Below are 16,325 nucleotides of genomic sequence, written 5' to 3' on the forward strand. Positions count from 1 at the left end.
ACACGGTGGGCCGGCACCTGGCCACAGAGGCGTTCGCCACCACTCCGGACGGCTACCGGCGGCTGCTGGACTGGCTACGCTCGCACGGCGAACTCCTCGCAGTGGGCCTGGAAGGCACTGGTGCCTACGGCGCCGGCATCGCCCGCTTCCTGACGGCGAACGGCGTCACCGTCGTCGAGGTCGACCGCCCCGACCGCAAAGCCCGTCTCGACAACGGCAAGTCCGACCCCGTGGACGCATACGCCGCCGCCACCGCCGTGCTCTCCGGCCGGGCCTCGGGCACGCCGAAGACCCGCAACGGGATCGTGGAGGCCGTCCGCACCCTGCGGGTGGCCCGCAGCTCGGCCGTCAAGGCCCGCACCCAGACCATCAACCAGATGCGCAACCTCATCGTCACCGCCCCTGCGGCAGTCCGGGAAAAGCTGCGGGGCCTGCCCACCGGCGAACTCGTCGACACACTGGCCCGTTTCCGCCCCGTCGGCGACCTCGCCGACCCCGACCACGCGGCCAGGACCACGCTGCGACGGCTGGCCCGCCGCTACCAACGGCTCTGCGAAGAGATCGCGGAGGCCGACGCAGACCTCGGCCCGCTGGTCACCCAGGCCGCGCCGGAGCTGGTCGCCCTGCCCGGCATCGGCCCGGAAACCGCCGGCCAACTCCTGGTCACAGCAGGCGACAACCCCGAGCGCCTGCACTCGGAGGCATCCTTCGCGCACCTGTGCGCGGCCGCTCCGATCCCGGCCTCCTCGGGACGCACGCACCGGCACCGACTCAACCGCGGCGGCGATCGTCAAGCCAACCGGGCCCTGCACACCATCGTGCTGGTCCGCATGCGCTACGACCAGCGAACCCGGGACTACGTCACCCGACGCACCGCTGAAGGCATGACCAGGAAGGACATCATCCGCTGCCTGAAACGGTTCGTCGCCCGCGAGGTCTACCAGCACCTCCCACGACCCCGCCTCACCACCGACCAGCTCACCCAAGCCGCTTGACGTTCTATAGGAGTCGACCGTTCACCTGCGGTGACGCCCCGCGGGCGTGAAAATCGGTACAGGGGCTGTCCGCCGACGCCGCTTGATGTTTGGGCTGTGAGCCCGCATAGGAGTCTGGTGAGGGAGCCGTCCGAGGGGGCCGCACACTGTCGCCTTGAGCACGCCGATCAGCTTCTCCGTTACCCCTTTGGCTTCCCGGGCAGACCCTGCCTGCATCAGCGCACCAGGGGGTATGTCATGGAGGAGTTGGGAGAAGACCACGACGACGGGACGGTCGCCAGGGTCGCGGCGATCGACATCGCGAAGGCGTCCGGGATGGTCTGCCTGCGCGTCCCGCACGACACCATCGAAGGCCGACGTGTTCAGAAGGTCTGGACAGTTGCCTCGACCACGAACACGATCCTGGAACTCGGCGACCGGCTTGTGTGCCAGGGCGTCGAGCGGGTGGTCATGGAAGCGACGGGCTCGTACTGGCGCCCGTTCTTCTATCTGCTGGAGGCCCGCGGCCTGGACTGCTGGCTCGTCAACGCCCGTGACGTGAAGAACGTCCCCGGGCGTCCGAAGACGGACAAGCTGGACGCGGTCTGGCTGGCCAAGCTCGCCGAACGCGGTATGGTCCGTGCCTCGTTCGTCCCACCGAAGCCGGTGCGACAGCTGCGGGACTACACCCGCACCCGCACCGTGTTCGTCCAGGAACGCACCCGGCACAAGCACCGTGTCGACAAGGCCCTGCAGGACGCGCAGATCAAACTGTCCGGCGTCGTCTCGGACCTGTTCGGCATGTCCGGGCGGGCCATGCTCGACGCGCTGGTCGCCGGACAACGCAACCCGCGCACCCTGGCCGACCTCGCCAAGGGCAACCTGGTCAAGAAGAAGCCGGCCCTCATCGAGGCCCTGACCGGGCAGTTCGAAGACCACCACGCCCGGCTGCTGCGGGTGCTGCTGTCCACCGTCGACCACCTCACCGCACAGATCGACGAACTCGACCGGCTGATCGCCCGGACGCTGGAGGAGATCACCACCTCGCCAGGAAGCACCGGCACCGGGGACGAGGCCGCCGCGGTCAGTGCGCGTACTCTGGCCGAGAAGCTGGACGCCGTCCCCGGGATCGGGCCGGCCACCGCGCAGATCATCCTCGCCGAGATCGGCGCGGACATGAGCCGCTTCCCCACCGCTGAACACCTGGTGTCCTGGGCCAAGTTGTGCCCCCGCACGATCCAGTCCGGAGCGAAGAACAGCGCGGGGCCGGCCGGGCAGGGAAACCCCTGGCTCAAGGGCGCTCTCGGTGAGGCCGCCAACGCCGCCGCCCGCACCGACACCTTCCTCGGCGCCCGCTACCGGCGCATCGTCAAACGCCGCGGCCACGCCAAAGCTCTGGTCGCCGTCGCCCGCTCGATACTCGTCATCGCCTGGCATCTGATCAACGACCCGGACGCCTCCTACCAGGAGCTCGGTGCCGACTGGCACCGCCGTCACCTCGACCCCGCCCGCAAAACCCGCGACCTCGTCCGCCAACTCCAGGCCCTCGGCCACCAAGTCGCACTCAGCCCGGCATCAGCCTGACCGTCCCGTCTCACCGACATCCGGTCCGCAAGCGGCCCGGATGCTGCCGCCTGCCCTCCCGCACATCGATTTTCCGATTAGCTTCAGTTGAGAGTTCTCGATCATCGTGGGCGACATCACCGCCGTGCGGGGTGGACACCGGATCGCCCTGACGGCGATCCGGCTATCCCTGCCCTGCCCCGCAGGAGCCCGATTCCTCCCCGGCCTGACGGCCGGGGCATCCTCTGACATCGGCGGCGGAGTAGCCGACGAGCCGCTGGGCGGCCTGCGTCCAGCCGACCACTGTTCCCTCCGCGTCGAGCAGGGCTATCGCCGCGCCCGCCGTCTGGAAGGCCGTCTGGGCCGCCGCGAATATCGCTCTCGTAGGGCTGTCCATCGATCGTCCTCTCTGTCTTCCCTGCGCTGAGGTCTGCCAGGGCACGGCCGTCGCGTGCGTCGCACACCGGCCGTGGTGGTGTCGCAGTCGTCGAGTACTGCGGCCTGCTTCTGGTGTGTGCCGGTGCCGCGGCACAGGTATCGCCGGCAGGGATCCGGTGGGGCGCTGGCGAGGGCGCCCACCGATCTGCATGATGTAAAACATCCAGATTCAGGAAGTATTCCGTCATCTCGACCTGGCGAGATGTGCAGATCAGAGCCCATTTTTCGGCTCAGGTGTATGATGGGTTTCATCTAGCTTCTGGGCGGCGACGGCCGCTCCTCGGAGGGAGGCCCGGCATGGGACACTCACAGGCGGAGAAGGCGGCGTCTCGTGAGCGGGTGCTGCGGATCGCGGCCCGCAAGGTCCGCGCGGAGGGCGTCACCCGCCCCGGCATCGCCGAACTGATGAAAGAGGCCGGTCTGACGCACGGCGGCTTCTACAAGCACTTCTCCTCGCGCGACGACCTGATCAACCAGGCCGTGGCCGAGGCTCTGGCCGAGGGCACCGCGAAGATGGAGCAGGCCGCCCGCAAGAACGAGAAGGAACCGCGCACCGGTCTCATCGACGCCTACCTCGGCAAACGGCACCGCGACGCACCGGCCACCGGCTGCGCCCTGGTCACGCTCGGCGCCGCGGCCGGACGCGGGGACGAGGGCTTCAAGGAGGCCTACGAGAAGCAGGTCCGCTCCTATCTGGACCTGATCGCCGGTCTCGGCGAGGACTCCGAGGAGGCCCGGTCCGAGGCCATGCTCACCCTCAGCGCCCTGGTCGGCGCCACCCTCATGTCCCGGGCCGTCGCCGACTCCGGCCTCTCGGACGAACTGCTCACCAACGTCGCCGACCAACTCAAGCGACACGCGGCACCGGCCCGCGCCGCCTGATCTCACCCCCGTCGCGGCCGGGAAGCTCACGGGAGCCCTGAGCGCTGCCGCGGCCGAAAGGCACGCCCAGACGATGATCCTCGACGTGGAGTGCCGCCTGGTGACCGACCCGTGGGCCCAGGAACGCGAGGTGGGGACCGGGATCCGCTGACCCTCGGGCGGATGTCTCGGTGGGTCCTATTGCTGCACGTACGCCGACTGGTTGAGGTAGCGGTCCTGTTCCAGGTTGTCGAGCATGAACGCGGCCAGGTCGGCGCGGGATATGTTGCCGAGGATGGATTTGCCGCGGTAGTCGCCGTGCCGGTAGGTGCCGGTGGCGGGCCCGGCCGTGAGGGTGGGCGGCTGGACGATGGTGAAGGTCAGGCCGGAGGCGCGCAGGGTGGCGTCCTGGTCTTCCTTGGCGCGGAAGGCCGGCAGGGTGATGACGCGGATGGCGGCCACGACGGCGCGCATCAGCGGGTTCAGTTGTCGGCGGCTGATGGCGCTGGTGCCGAACCCGGTCAGCGCCTCCACCCGGGACACGCCGACGCTGCGCATCGCGGTGACGATCGAGCGGGTGCCGGTGTGCACGACCGGGTCGGCAAGGCTGATGATCGCCGCGTGGGACCCGGTCAGGGTCTTCTCCAGCGCCGCGATGTCGTCGAGGTCGGCTTGCATGACGCTCAGGTTCGGGTGCTGAGTGGTGATCCGGGACCGCCGGCGGGTGACGGCCACGACCTCGTGGCCGCGGCGCAGGGCCTCGGGGACCAGCCAGTCGCCCACGCTGCCGCTGGCGCCGAAGACGGTGATTCTCATGCCAGTGCCTTTTCCAACTCTCGCAGGTAGGTCCGCTGCTGGTTTGGGAAGAACCCGTCGACCAGAAGCCGGACGATCTTCGGATGGTGGAAGTCGAACTCCTCGACGACGTGCACCGATGTGATGCCGTCCGGTCTGGGAGCTGGTTCCCGGTAGGTGGGGCCGTCGTTTTGGTGACTTCCGATCGCTGGCTGAAGTCCGCCGGAGTGGCGATCAGGCGCCCCCGTCCGCTCAGGGGTCGCGCGGATGGCACGGGAGGTGGTGGAGGTCTTCACGGAAGGTCGGCCCTTCTCAGCGACTGGCGTCACCGGGGACGAGCGCCCGGATGGGCGGTCAGGAGGCCAGACCCGTTCGGGCTGGTCAGGGGTGGGGTGGCGTGGGCGATAGCACTTGGCGCCGTCGCCCACAGCGCTTGGGCCGGACCAGAGGATGTGCGGCCTGGTCAGGCGCCGAGGCGGTTCTTCATCCAGTCCGCGATTTGCTCCATGGCGGCGCGGCCAGCAGCACGGCTTTCACGGGCCCGGTGGGGCGGATGATGTGGAGGCGCAGGTCACCGCCCGGCCTCGCGATCACCTCGTTGGTGACCTGGTTGGCCATTTCGACCGACGGCGCGAACGCCATCTGCCGCGACTCGGCAAGTCCGTCCTTTGTGGCCGGGGCCGGGTGCGGCAACAGCGCGAGCTGCTTGTTGATCTCCGCCAGCTCGGCGAGATCCGAGCGCGGCACGAAGCCATCCGACGACGTCGTGGTGCTCTCCTTCATTGATCAAAAACGCGGGTGGCCGTGGCGATCGGAACGTCCGCGGTCATCAGGGTGATCAGCTCCAGGCGGATTCGGAGACCGAACGCCACTTCGCATCGGACGCCGCGAGAGCTGCACCGGCGGCGTCCCAGTACTGCACGGCGTCCTTGCCGAGCAGGATCCGTACCGGGGCGTCGTCGCGGTCGGAGAGGTCGGCGATGATTTCGGCGATCCGGGCCGGGTCGGCGGAGTTCGCCGCCGCCGCTTCCGGGTCGGCGTTGCGGATCATGTCGGCGAACGCGCCGACGGTCTGCCGATAGGGCTCGCTGATCGGCGGGATGGTCATCGACGAGCCGGCCCAGTCGGTGCGCATGCCGCCCGGCTCCAGCACGGTGACCTTCACGCCGAACGGCGCGATCTCCTGAGCCAGGACGGTGGAGAATCCGCCGACCGCCCACTTCGCGCTCTGGTAGGCCGCCAGGCCGGGCGAGCCGATCCGGCCGCCGAGCGAGGACACCTGGAAGATGTGCCCCGAACCCTGCTCGCGCAGAATCGGCAGGACCGCCTTGGTGACGTGGACGACGCCGTAGAAGTTGGTGTCGATCTGCGCCCGGAAGTCGGCCAGGGTCACATCCTCGACGGCGGCGGTGTCGCCGTAGCCGGCGTTGTTGACCACCACGTCGTAGCGACCGAACGCGGCGAGACCGGCCTGTACGGCCTTCTCGACGTCGTCCGGGTTCGTGACATCCAGCGCCACCGGCAGCACCCGGTCGCCGTAGCCGCCGACGAGGTCGCCGAGCTGCTCGGGCCGACGGGCGGTCGCGACCACCCGGTCGCCGGCCTTCAGCGCGTTCTCGACGATCGCGCGACCCAACCCGCGAGAGCTCCCGGTGACGAACCAAACCTTCGACATGACTTCCTCTTCCCGTAGGAGGACGGATAAGCCTCCCGACCCGCACGTTTGCGTACCGGAGGTCTCTTACGACTTCGAAGTTAAGGGACCGCCGGTACGGTGTCAAGGGACTGCCAGTCCCTTATGATGTGGGCGTGACCACGTTCCAGCGCGCCCGCAGCGAGGAAGCCAGGGAGATACGCCGACAGGCGATCCTGGACACCGCGGCGCAGATGCTCACCGAAATGCCGACCAGCGCCGTCACCCTCAACGAGCTGAGCCGCCGCAGCCGGCTCGCCAAATCGGGATTCGTCAAGTACTTCGAATCCCGCGAGGCGGTCCTGCTGGAACTGCTCGACCGAGCCTGGAAACAGTGGATCGCCGAACTCGGCGTACACCTCGACGAAAGCGTCGACACGGCATGGTCATCGACACGGCGGGCAACCGAGGTCGCCGCCGTCCTGACCCGAACTCTCAGCGAACAGCCGCAGCTGTGTGACCTGCTCAGCGCCCAGGCAGGAGTCCTGGAACACAACGTCTCCGCCGCGGTCGCCAGCCGCTACAAAAAGGCCGCCGTCGCCAACGTCGCCGCCCTCACCGAACTGGTCCGCGCCCGGCTGCCCGAACTCGGACCCGTCGCCGAACAACTCTGCGCCCAGATCATCATGGCCACCGGCGCCGTCTGGACCCACTCCCGGCCCTCCACCGGCATGATCGCCGCCTACGAAGCCGATCCCGAACTGGCGAAAATGCGCCTACCCTTCGCCGCCACGCTGGAACGCATGATCACCACCCTGATCCTCGGCGCACTCACCCTGGCCGCGAACGCCGGCACAGGAACCTGACATCCATTGCGAAATATCGCCGCCGCCGACCTCACGTTGACCGCCGAGGACCTCGCCCGCTTCGCCGGGATCGCCCCCGACGGCGGCCTCGGCGGCCGCCCGAGCTGACACCATGCGGCCGACCTTGCGCCTTCACGCCCGAGCCGACCGCCGCGCAGTGCCGGGCGTCGCCGGGCGCGAGCAGGCGGTCACCTCGGCGATCGCCTCGGGGGAGGGCTTGAAATAACGGCGGACGTTCTCCGGCTTCTTGTGCCGGGACCTGGCCATCGGCATCAGCAGCGACGCGCCCTGTTCGCCGAGGTGGGTCAGGGAGGAGTGGCGCCACTCGTGAAGGTCCCAGCCGGTGCCCGGCCCGCGCACCGCGGTGTGCTGGTCCAGCAGTGCGCGGGCCAGTCCGTAGGAGAGGCGGGCCGGCCCAGTGTCCGGACAGACGTCGCACGCGGAGAGCACCTTCCCCGGGCCGGGGCGGCGGTGGGTGTTCAACCACCGGTCCGCGAGTGCGGCCCCGGATCAGCCTCCGGCGGTAGCCGGGCGGTGCCGGCGTCCCAGTGCACCGCCTCCAGCACGTAGTCCTCGCGCGTGGCACCGCGGCGGCGCACCTTCGGCTGGGCACCCTTCGCCTTCACCGCGCAGCGGCGGCCGGCCAGGTCCAGGTCTCGATGGTGACGTCCAGGATCTCCTCGGAGCAGCCGCACGTCTCGTAGAGCATCCGCCGCAGCGTCTTCTCCCGCACGTGGACGTCGCGGCGGGCGATCAGCCGGTCGATCGCCATCTTCGAGCGCACCGGGGTGCCCGAGTCCGGCGGCGGCAGCCGCTTCACCCAGGCCGGGACCGCCGGCCCGTCGTAGCCGCGCTCGGTGCACCAGCCTGTCCAGGACATCACCGCGCCCCGGCGGGCGTTGCAGGTGTTCACCGCCGAACTGCCCCACATCAGCTGTAGTGCCTTGCCTGTCTCGTCACCTTCCACTAAGGCGTATGGCCGACCCTCACCCAGGCGCTCGGCGGTCTTCCCGACGGCGATTCCGTGGTTCCGGACGGTGTTCGCGTTGCCGAGCGAGTCGAGGAGGAGGTCGGCCGCCGTCCGGACGGGCACCGCCTTCCCGGCCGGCAGCAGAACGACGGCGGACACCGCTTCCCCCTTGCCACAGATGACAGGATCGCTTCACGCAGCGTGTGGAAGTCGATGTTCCTCAAGCCCCAAGTCCGCCGGCCGATGACCGTCGCCGGGGCGTGACCTCGGCGTCCCGGTCATCGCCCGGCACCACGAACTTCCCTTCGAACTCCCCCTGAACCAGCCCGGATTCGGCCACTCGGCACTACTGAGCGACCCGCTTGCCCAGGTCCAGTTCGACGCCGTCCGGCTGCTGCAGGCCACCCTCGAAGAGGCGCTTGACCCGGTGCTCGTTCTCCGGTCGTCCCGCGGTGCGGAAGTAGGCGGAGAGGGCGGCACCGAACTCCTCGTCCGGGATGCGGGTGCTCTTGTCGACGAGGGCCTTGGTCTCGGCCACGGCAACCTTGTCGAACCTCGCGATACGGCGGGCGAAGGCATCGACGAAGCCGTCCAACTCACCTTCCGGCAGGACCCGGTTGACGTAGCCGTACTCGGCCGCCAGCTGCGCGGGGAAGTCGTCCGCCCCGAGCAGGATCTCCAGGGCACGCCCTCGGCCCACCAGCCTGCTCAGCTGCCCCGACGGGTTGCCGCCCGGCACGGCCCCGACGCCGACCTCGAACTGTCCCAGGACGGCGCGGGGTCCGGCGAATCGGATGTCCGTAGCCAGGACGAACTCGCTTCCCGCTCCTCGGGCGCGCCCCTCGATGGCGGAGACCGTGACGGCGGGGACCCTGCCGAGCCGGATGAGGTTGTCCGCGTACGGGTGAAGTCCCGTGGGACCGGGCTTCATGGCGGCGATACGGGCCCCGTCCGCCAGGAAGTCGAAGTGCGCCATGAAGAAGTCGGGGTTGGCGCTCCGGAAGACCACGACGGTCAGATCAGGAGCCTGCTCCATGCGGTCCACCAGGGCGGAGAGCTGCTCGATCGTGTCCACGTCGATGAGGTTGACCGGGCCGTTGGAGAAGGTCACCTGCCAGTAGGACGGGGTCACTTCGCTTACCTGGAACTGCAGTTCATCACTCATGAGCCAGAGGCTAGCTGGGTACTTAAATTAAAGCTAGTGGCAGTCGCCCTGGCCGGGGTCCCATCAGTTGAAGAACTAGGTATTACGCGTCAAGAGTGCGTACAGAACGCGAACATTGACTCCATCAGGCTTGCAAAAATCAATTGAGCCGGGCGTCGTGGCACCGCCACAGGATGTTGTTCGTCATCCTGATGGGTGTCCGGACCGACGGGAGCGCACGCAGGCGTTCCCGCGCACCACTCGTCCCACCGGAGATCGTCGTGAGTCCTTCCCCCGTCGCGCTGCCGCTCGCCCCGACACCTACCGGGCCGTACTGCGGGAGCAGGTGGCGGCGTTCGAGCCTCTGCTGCGCACCGCCGCCCCGGACACCCCGGTGCCCACCTGCGGCAGCTGGAACCTGCAGGACCTGGGCACCCATCTGGGCCAGGCGTACCGCTTCGCGGCGACGGTGGTGCGGACCGGCCGCCCGTCCCGTGAGCAGGTCACCGCGGCGGACGGGGAGCCGGTCGCCGACTGGTACGCCCAGGGCGCGGACGTGCTGCTGTCCGCCCTGGAGGAGGCCGATCCCGCCGCACCGTGCTGGGCGTTCGGCATCGAGGAGGCGGTGACGGCGCTCTGGTTCCGCCGCGTGGTCATGGACACCGCGGTCCACCTGGTCGACGCCCAACTGGCCACAGGGGCCGAGGTGCACGTCGAACCACTGATCGCGGCAGACGGCGTGGACGAGGTGTTCGACCTGATGGTTCCCCTCGTGTGGGGCCGCGGCGAGCCGAAGGCGCTGCCGGGGTCCGTGGCGCTGCGCACCGGCAGCGCGCCCACTCCGCTTCGAGTGCGCGCCGCGCGGCAGCCGACAGGCGCACACGGAAGGTGTACCGGGCATGCCCGGTGTCCTTCGTGGTCGCCTCTGTCGTCATGCATCCGAACCTACCCGAGGGCACTGACAGTTGAGAGTTCTCGATCATCGTGGGCGGCATCACCGCCGTGCGGGGTGGACACCGGATCGCCCTGACGGCGATCCGGCTGTCCCTGCCCTGCTCCGCAGGAGTCCGATTCCTCCCCGGCCCGAAGGCCGGGGCATCCTTGGAGGAACCCGGTGAACACCGTCAAGAAGCTGCCCGACTACGCCGTCGACTACTACGTCGGCGGCCTCACGACCCGCGACGCGCTGCGCGGCAGCTTCAACTTCTACCGCGCCCTGGACACCACGACCGCGCAGAACGCGGCACGCCAGAAGGCCGGCCTGCTCACCCTTCCCGTCCTGGCGATCGGCGGAGAGGAGAGCATCAAGGACGGCGCCGGGGTCACGATGAGCCGCGCCGCACACGACGTGCAGACCGTGGTCATCCCGAACTGCGGCCACTGGGTCGCCGAGGAGGCGCCCGACGAGATGCTCGCGGCGCTGACCACCTTCCTGGCCCCGTACCGCGACGAGGGACGGAGCGCACGTCCCCGCTCCGCCGCGTAGTTTGGGCAACCGACCGGTTCGGACACCTGCGCACGGTGGGGCCGAGTGGCTGTTCCCAGACCACTCGGCCCCACCGGTTGCGCGTGGTCGTCGAGGACCTACCGGCGTTCGGAGACGGCCGGTGCGGGGCGCGCGGCGCTCACCTCCGGCTCGGTGGACGGCACCACGGACCTATGGCGCTTGGCATGGGCGTGTCCCGTCAGAAGCAGAGCCCCGACGGCGAGGTACGCCATGCCGATGTAGACCATCGCCGTCCAGCCGTGGGCCTCGAACACGGCGATGCCGACGGCCGAACCGATCGCCCCGCCGGCGAAGAGGGAGAAGATGTAGACCGTGTTCAGGCGGGCGCGGATGGCGGCGGGTCCCGTGAAGACACGGGTCTGGTTGGCTATCTGGGCGCTCGTGGTGCCGTAGCCCAGCAGATTGCAGCCGATCATGAGGGCCGCCAAGGACTCGCCGCCGAGCAGGAAGACCACGAAGGCGGTGGCGGCGGATGCCAGCGCGATCGCGTTGACGGTGTCGGGGCCGTAGCGGTCGGAGAGCCGGCCGGAGTAGCGGGCCGCCAGAGCGCCGGGCACGCTGCTGAGGCCGAACAGTCCTGCCGCGGCCGGTCCGAGCTGGAGGGGCTTCTCGGACAGGTGGAAGGCGAGCGTGGCCCAGAACGACGAGAAGGCCGCGAAGCTCACCGAGCCCAGCAGGGCGGACAGCCGCAGCGTGGGATGGCGGACGACCAGCGGCGGGATGGAAGCAAGCAGCTTCAGGTAGCCGGTCGTTGCCGTACCGGCGGCCGGGCTGCGCTCCGGCATGTAGCGGGGCAGGACGAGCAACAGGCAGCCTGTGGCCAGGGCGGCGGCGAAGTAGTCGACGCGCCACGTCCCAGTCACCTCCGAGAGAGCCCCGGAGACGGTGCGGGAGAGCAGTGCTCCCAGCGTCAGCCCGGTGCCGACGGCGGCCAGGGCCCGGCCGGTCTGGCCCTGGGCGGACATCGAGGCGATGGTCGGCATGATGACCTGGGGGACCACCGTGGTGGTCGACAGGACGAAGGTCGCGAGGCCCAGCAGCGCGATCGAGGGCGCCAGTGCTCCGGCGAGCAGGGCCAGCGCGGTCACGGCGAGCAGGATCGTGGTCAGGCGGCGCAGCCGGACGCGGTCGGCGAGGGGGACGATCGCGACGATGCCCAGCGCGTAGCCGATCTGGCCGGCGGTCGCGATGATGCCGGCGGCCGAGGAGGAGATGCGCAGGTCTCGTGCGATCTGCTCGAGAAGGGGCTGGGTGAAGTAGATGTTGGCGACGGCGATCGCGGTGGCGGTGGCGAAGACGGGGATGGTGCCGCGCTTCACGCCCGGGACGGTGGACTGTGCACTCACAGCGGCTTCCTACGGGGGCGGGAGAGTGGGGGAAGAGGGGGAAAGGGAGCAGGGGCCCAGGTGCGACGCGGGGCCCCTGCGCGACGAGGACCAGGGGTTCAGTCGCGGGTGAGTTCGCCGTCGACGAGGCGCCACAGGTGCAGCGGATTGGCCTCGCGCAGTGACTCGGGCAGCAGTTCGTCGGGGAAGTTCTGGTACGTGACCGGGCGCAGGAACCGCTCGATCGCGGTCATTCCGACGGAGGTGAAGCGGGAGTCCGACGTGGCCGGGAACGGGCCCGTGTGGACGGACGCGTAGGAAACCTCCTGCGGCATAGAGAAGTTGTTGATCACGATACGGCCGGTGCGACGCTCCAGGATCGGCAGGAGTTCCGCGGCGGTGGCGCGGTCGCTCGCCTCGGCGTGGACGCCGGCCGACAGCTGGCCCCGGAAGGCGCGTGCCGCCTCACGGAGTTGGTCCAGTCCGGTCAGCCGTACCAGCAGGATGAAGGGACCGAACACCTCTTCGCGCATGGCCGGTTCGGCCAGCAGCTGCTCGCCGGTCACCTCGTACACCAGGGACTGGGCCTCCCATGCGGCGGTCGGAGCCGCTCCGGCGCCGATCCGGGTGGCGCCGTTGTCCTGCATCCGCCGCACGTTGCCCGTGTAGGCGGCGTGGATGCCGGGCGTGAGCATGGTCCGTGCGTCGGTCTTCGCCACCTCGGCCCTTGCCGTGTCCCGCAGTTCATCGAAGCCGGGCCCGTCGACGGCGAGCAGGACGGCCGGCTTCAGGCAGGCCTGTCCGACGTTGTACTGCGCGCGCTGCGCGAGGCTTGCGCCGATCTCCGCTCCGCGGGCCGCCAGCGCGCCGGGCAGGACGAAGACCGGGTTGACGCTGGTCATCTCGGTGAACACCGGAATGGGGTCGGGACGCTGCTGGGCCCGTCGGTACAGGGCCATGCCGCCGCCCTCGGACCCGGTGAAGGTGACCGCCCGGACCAGGGGGTGGTCCACCAGCGTCTCGCCGATCTCGTTGCCCGCGCCCCGGATCAGCGAGAAGACGCCTTCGTGCAGTCCCGCTTCGGCGACGGCCTCCCGGATGACGCGGCCCTCGATCTCGGAGGCGCCGGGGTGGGCGTTGTGCGCCTTGAGTACGACGGGGCAGCCGGCGGCCAGGGCCGAGGCGGTATCGCCGCCCGCGACCGAGTAGGAGACCGGGAAGTTGCCGGCGCCGAAGATCACCACGGGTCCCAGGGCCACCTTCTGCAACCGGTGATCCATGCGCGGTGCGGGCTGCCGGTCCGGCTGGGCGGGATCGATGGCCGCCTGGAGGAACCGGCCCTGACGTACGACGCCGGCGAACTTGCGGAAGTTCGCGGCCGAGCGCAGGATCTCCGACTCGAACTGGGCGGCGGGCAGTCCCGTCTCCAGCGACGTACGTGCGGCCAGTTCGTCCTTGACCGCCTCGAGTTTGTCCGCGACGAGATCGAGGAACGCGGACCGCTCGGCCAGTGCGGTGTGGCTGTAACTGTCGAACGCCTCGTCGGCCAGGCGGAGCGCGCGGTCGACCTCGGCCGCGCCCCCGAATGCGAACTCCGGCTCGATGACCTCGCCGGTGGCGGGGTTGAGCGCCTTCATCGTGCCTGCGGTGGCGGCCACATCGGCCGCTCCGATCAGCAGTTCTCCGGTCAGCGTCATGACTGCGCTCCCCTGAACGCGGTGGTGACTTCGTCCGTCGTGACGATGGCGTGGGCGAAGGTGGGGCCGTTCAGTTCGTGAGCGGCATGCATCATGTCGGGGCGGAGGGCCGCGGTGGCGTCACGGACCAGCGTCACGTGGTAGCCGAGCTCCTGGGCGAAACGCGCGGTGGCCTCGATGCAGGTGTTGGCGAGCAGGCCCACGATCACCACGTGGGTGATGCCGTGCTGCTTGAGCTGGAAGTCCAGGTCGGTGTTGGCGAACCCGCTCGACCCCCAGTGCTCGTGGACCACCACCTCGCCCGGCTGCGGCTGGAAGTCGTCGTGGAACGACCCGCCCCAGGAGCCCCTGGCGAAGTGGTGCAACTCCTGGATCTTGCGCTGCGAGGGGCTCGGGAAGTCCCAGTTGTCGTAGTCGCCCGGCTCCCAGCGACGGTGCGGCACGAACATCACGCGCACGCCGTTCTCGCGGGCCGTGCCGACCACGGAGCGCAGATGATCCAGCAGGCCGACCTCGGTCGCCACGGGTTCCAGGTGCGGCCAGACCTTGCCCCCTTCGGAGAGGAAGTCGTTGAAGGGGTCGACCAGCAGAACCGCGGTGTGGCGGGGGTCGTAGGTCTCGGGCATGGTTCCTCCGAAATCTAGATGATGGATGACATCTAGATTCAGGATTACGCCAGCCATCCTGAATGTCAAACGAGGAGCCGGAAAATGCCGGGTACGGGTCCGCGGCATCGCGTGGCCGCCCACTCCCGCCTGCATACGCGGTCGTCCCCGCCGCGAAAGGACTGCACGAGATCAGGAGACAGGACCCTCCTCGCCCGATGCTCCGATTGCGGGAGCCCGGGGCGCGCCGCAGCATGGGCTGGACGTACCGGATGCGCATCCACCCCTTCGGACCTGTGGACGCACCCCGTGCGGACAGCCCTCGGGCCATGCACGGGGCGGGCGCGGCCTCGGACGAGGTGACCGATCCCGACACCTCACCGAGCCGGCGCCCGTCAGGTGCGAAAGGGGAGCCTGATGCCTCGGGAACCTGCGAACCAGAACCCCACGGACGGATTCGGTCCCCGGATGCCCCGCCGCGACGTGCTGCGCGCGGCCGGTACCGGTGCGCTGGGCCTCGGCCTGGCAGGTGTCACACTGACCGGAGCCGCAACGCCCGGCGGCGGGTCCCCGAGCCCCCACGGCACCCCCGTACCGACGCCCGGGAGCCTCGGCACCGTCCAGCAGGCGCCCCATCTCCCCTCTGGGTTCACCAGGACGTTCACCAGCCGGTTCGTCCAGACGGGCGGACTGCGCCAGCACGTGGTCGTCGGAGGGGACGGACCACCGCTGCTCCTGGTGCACGGCTGGCCCGAGACCTGGTACGCCTGGCGCCTGGTGATGCCGACACTGGCCAGGAACTTCACGGTCCTCGCCGTCGACCAGCGCGGCATCGGGCTGTCCGACAAGCCCAACGACGGCTACGACACCCGCACCCTCGCCGGCGACCTGGTGGCGCTGATGGACGCGCTCGGCCACGAGAAGTTCGCCGTGGTCGGCCACGACACCGGCATGCCGATCGGCTACGCACTGGCCGCCGATCACCCCGACCGGGTCGACCGCCTGGCCGTCGCCGAGGCTTTCCTCCCGGCCGTGACCCCCTCACCACCGATGGTGAGCACCGCACAGGTCAACGACCGGCTGTGGCACATCCCCTTCAACCGGCTCACCGAAGTGAACGAAGAACTCGTCAAGGGACGCGAAAACATCTACTTCGGCTGGCAGTTCGCCACCAAAGCCGAACGGAAACTCCCCGACTACGCCGTCAGCTACTACGTCCGGATGCTCTCATCCCAACGCAACGCGCTCCGCGGCAGCTTCGGCTGGTACCGCGCGCTCGACACCACCATCGCGCAGGACGAGCAACGCAAGAAGCACATGCTGAGCATGCCCGTCCTGGCGATCGGCGGAGCGAAGAGCCTCGGAGAGAACGTGGGGAGCACGATGAAGCTCGTCGCGCACGACGTCCAGCCCGAGGTCATTCCCGGCTCCGGCCACTGGGTCGCCGAGGAGGCTCCTGAGGAGTTGCTGGCGGCGCTGACGGCGTTCCTCGACCCGTACCGCACCCGAGGACGAGGGGCGCAGTCCCCGACCGCCACGCCGACGGGCAGCTGAACACGGGCCGGCGAGCCGTACGGTCCGGCAGGCCGGCCCGCGGCCATCCGAGGACCTCCGGGGCCCTCACTGGGGCGGTTCCGCCCCCGTCTGCTCGTTCACCGGGTTCCTCCGAGGATGCCCCGGCCTTCGGGCCGGGGAGGAATCGGGCTCCTGCGGAGCAGGGCAGGGATGGCCGGATCGCCGTCGGGGCGGTCCGGCGTCCGCCCCGCACGGCGGTGATGCCGCCCGCAATGATCGAGAGCTCTCAACTGTCAGTCCGCTCGGGTAGGTTCGGATGTATGACGACGGAGGCTGGCACGAAGGACGCCGGGCATGCCCGGTACACCTTCCGTGTGCGCCTGTCGAACACGGCCAGGCGCCGGCTCGAAGCGGAGTGGGATCGCTGCCGCT

Annotated in this window: 16 protein-coding genes and 1 pseudogene; 7 read left to right on the forward strand and 10 right to left on the reverse strand. The window is 69.6% G+C overall.

From position 1 onward, the window contains the following. Nucleotides 1-995, forward strand: a 995-nt coding sequence (locus tag ACIBJF_RS46540) for an IS110 family transposase (protein WP_399183684.1), incomplete at its 5' end; no start/stop codon positions are given. Nucleotides 996-1,232: 237 nt separating this feature from the next. Next, nucleotides 1,233-2,558, forward strand: coding sequence for an IS110 family transposase (locus ACIBJF_RS46545; RefSeq protein ID WP_399183686.1), 1,326 nt, complete (start codon nt 1,233-1,235; stop codon nt 2,556-2,558). 163 nt (nt 2,559-2,721) lie between these two features. Here ACIBJF_RS46545 and ACIBJF_RS46550 read toward each other — a convergent pair whose 3' ends face one another. Further along, nucleotides 2,722-2,934 (reverse strand): PAS domain S-box protein, encoded by a 213-nt coding sequence (locus ACIBJF_RS46550; protein ID WP_399183687.1) that lies wholly within the window; start codon nt 2,932-2,934, stop codon nt 2,722-2,724. A 338-nt stretch (nt 2,935-3,272) separates the two neighbouring features. On the opposite strand from ACIBJF_RS46550, the gene ACIBJF_RS46555 reads away from it, so the two are divergent. Beyond that, on the forward strand, nt 3,273-3,857 hold the full coding sequence (locus ACIBJF_RS46555; protein ID WP_399183689.1) for a TetR/AcrR family transcriptional regulator: 585 nt from the start codon (nt 3,273-3,275) through the stop codon (nt 3,855-3,857). A gap of 177 nt (nt 3,858-4,034) precedes the next feature. Here the strand turns inward: ACIBJF_RS46555 and ACIBJF_RS46560 are convergent, their stop codons facing one another. From ACIBJF_RS46560 to ACIBJF_RS46575, 4 genes are all read right to left on the reverse strand, one after another. After that, on the reverse strand, nt 4,035-4,652 hold the full coding sequence (locus ACIBJF_RS46560) for an NAD(P)-dependent oxidoreductase (RefSeq protein ID WP_399183691.1): 618 nt from the start codon (nt 4,650-4,652) through the stop codon (nt 4,035-4,037). Beyond that, a complete protein-coding gene (locus tag ACIBJF_RS46565; RefSeq protein WP_399183694.1) occupies nt 4,649-4,927 on the reverse strand; it encodes a hypothetical protein in 279 nt (92 codons plus the stop codon). Before ACIBJF_RS46565 ends, ACIBJF_RS46560 begins: the two co-directional genes overlap by 4 nt. A 187-nt stretch (nt 4,928-5,114) precedes the next feature. Beyond that, on the reverse strand, nt 5,115-5,414 hold the full coding sequence (locus tag ACIBJF_RS46570; protein WP_399183696.1) for a hypothetical protein: 300 nt from the start codon (nt 5,412-5,414) through the stop codon (nt 5,115-5,117). A gap of 55 nt (nt 5,415-5,469) precedes the next feature. After that, complete coding sequence (locus tag ACIBJF_RS46575; RefSeq protein ID WP_399183698.1) at nt 5,470-6,306, reverse strand: SDR family NAD(P)-dependent oxidoreductase; 837 nt, start codon at nt 6,304-6,306, stop codon at nt 5,470-5,472. A 134-nt stretch (nt 6,307-6,440) separates the two neighbouring features. On the opposite strand from ACIBJF_RS46575, the gene ACIBJF_RS46580 reads away from it, so the two are divergent. After that, nucleotides 6,441-7,130: a TetR family transcriptional regulator gene (locus ACIBJF_RS46580; protein WP_399183700.1), complete on the forward strand. Its 690-nt coding sequence runs from the start codon at nt 6,441-6,443 to the stop codon at nt 7,128-7,130. A 160-nt stretch (nt 7,131-7,290) separates the two neighbouring features. Here ACIBJF_RS46580 and ACIBJF_RS46585 read toward each other — a convergent pair. Next, nucleotides 7,291-8,259 (reverse strand): annotated as a pseudogene (locus tag ACIBJF_RS46585) (site-specific integrase); the annotation flags it as partial. Nucleotides 8,260-8,446: 187 nt separating this feature from the next. Then, nucleotides 8,447-9,265 carry an enoyl-CoA hydratase/isomerase family protein gene (locus ACIBJF_RS46590; protein ID WP_399183701.1) on the reverse strand — a complete coding sequence of 273 codons (819 nt, stop codon included), beginning with the start codon at nt 9,263-9,265 and terminating at the stop codon, nt 8,447-8,449. 325 nt (nt 9,266-9,590) lie between these two features. Here ACIBJF_RS46590 and ACIBJF_RS46595 point away from each other — a divergent pair, with 325 nt between their 5' ends. Both ACIBJF_RS46595 and ACIBJF_RS46600 read left to right on the forward strand, forming a co-directional pair. Further along, complete coding sequence (locus tag ACIBJF_RS46595) at nt 9,591-10,274, forward strand: maleylpyruvate isomerase N-terminal domain-containing protein (RefSeq protein ID WP_399183703.1); 684 nt, start codon at nt 9,591-9,593, stop codon at nt 10,272-10,274. 84 nt (nt 10,275-10,358) lie between these two features. Then, a complete protein-coding gene (locus ACIBJF_RS46600; RefSeq protein ID WP_399183705.1) occupies nt 10,359-10,730 on the forward strand; it encodes an alpha/beta fold hydrolase in 372 nt (123 codons plus the stop codon). A gap of 98 nt (nt 10,731-10,828) precedes the next feature. Here the strand turns inward: ACIBJF_RS46600 and ACIBJF_RS46605 are convergent, their stop codons facing one another. From ACIBJF_RS46605 to ACIBJF_RS46615, 3 genes are all read right to left on the reverse strand, one after another. Next, nucleotides 10,829-12,097, reverse strand: a complete 1,269-nt coding sequence (locus ACIBJF_RS46605) for an MFS transporter (RefSeq protein ID WP_399183706.1) — start codon at nt 12,095-12,097, stop codon at nt 10,829-10,831. Nucleotides 12,098-12,195: 98 nt separating this feature from the next. After that, the gene (locus ACIBJF_RS46610) at nt 12,196-13,773 is read right to left on the reverse strand and encodes an aldehyde dehydrogenase (NADP(+)) (RefSeq protein ID WP_399183708.1); all 1,578 of its coding nucleotides are present in this window, start codon (nt 13,771-13,773) and stop codon (nt 12,196-12,198) included. After that, on the reverse strand, nt 13,770-14,399 hold the full coding sequence (locus ACIBJF_RS46615; protein WP_399183710.1) for an isochorismatase family cysteine hydrolase: 630 nt from the start codon (nt 14,397-14,399) through the stop codon (nt 13,770-13,772). Before ACIBJF_RS46615 ends, ACIBJF_RS46610 begins: the two co-directional genes overlap by 4 nt. A 396-nt stretch (nt 14,400-14,795) precedes the next feature. Here ACIBJF_RS46615 and ACIBJF_RS46620 point away from each other — a divergent pair, with 396 nt between their 5' ends. Beyond that, a complete protein-coding gene (locus tag ACIBJF_RS46620; RefSeq protein ID WP_399183712.1) occupies nt 14,796-15,932 on the forward strand; it encodes an alpha/beta fold hydrolase in 1,137 nt (378 codons plus the stop codon). Nucleotides 15,933-16,325 lie beyond the last annotated feature (393 nt).

The sequence above is a fragment of the Streptomyces sp. NPDC050743 genome (assembly GCF_044456925.1).
In the GTDB taxonomy this organism is placed as follows: Bacteria; Actinomycetota; Actinomycetes; order Streptomycetales; family Streptomycetaceae; genus Streptomyces.

Excerpts from the sequence above, each read along its gene's own strand:
- ACIBJF_RS46545 (WP_399183686.1), top strand. The coding sequence starts at position 1,233 with ATGGAGGAGTTGGGAGAAGACCACGACGACGGGACGGTCGCCAGGGTC.
- ACIBJF_RS46550 (WP_399183687.1), bottom strand. The coding sequence starts at position 2,934 with ATGGACAGCCCTACGAGAGCGATATTCGCGGCGGCCCAGACGGCCTTC.
- ACIBJF_RS46555 (WP_399183689.1), top strand. The coding sequence starts at position 3,273 with ATGGGACACTCACAGGCGGAGAAGGCGGCGTCTCGTGAGCGGGTGCTG.
- ACIBJF_RS46560 (WP_399183691.1), bottom strand. The coding sequence starts at position 4,652 with ATGAGAATCACCGTCTTCGGCGCCAGCGGCAGCGTGGGCGACTGGCTG.
- ACIBJF_RS46570 (WP_399183696.1), bottom strand. The coding sequence starts at position 5,414 with ATGAAGGAGAGCACCACGACGTCGTCGGATGGCTTCGTGCCGCGCTCG.
- ACIBJF_RS46575 (WP_399183698.1), bottom strand. The coding sequence starts at position 6,306 with ATGTCGAAGGTTTGGTTCGTCACCGGGAGCTCTCGCGGGTTGGGTCGC.
- ACIBJF_RS46590 (WP_399183701.1), bottom strand. The coding sequence starts at position 9,265 with ATGAGTGATGAACTGCAGTTCCAGGTAAGCGAAGTGACCCCGTCCTAC.
- ACIBJF_RS46610 (WP_399183708.1), bottom strand. The coding sequence starts at position 13,773 with ATGACGCTGACCGGAGAACTGCTGATCGGAGCGGCCGATGTGGCCGCC.
- ACIBJF_RS46615 (WP_399183710.1), bottom strand. The coding sequence starts at position 14,399 with ATGCCCGAGACCTACGACCCCCGCCACACCGCGGTTCTGCTGGTCGAC.
- ACIBJF_RS46620 (WP_399183712.1), top strand. The coding sequence starts at position 14,796 with ATGCCTCGGGAACCTGCGAACCAGAACCCCACGGACGGATTCGGTCCC.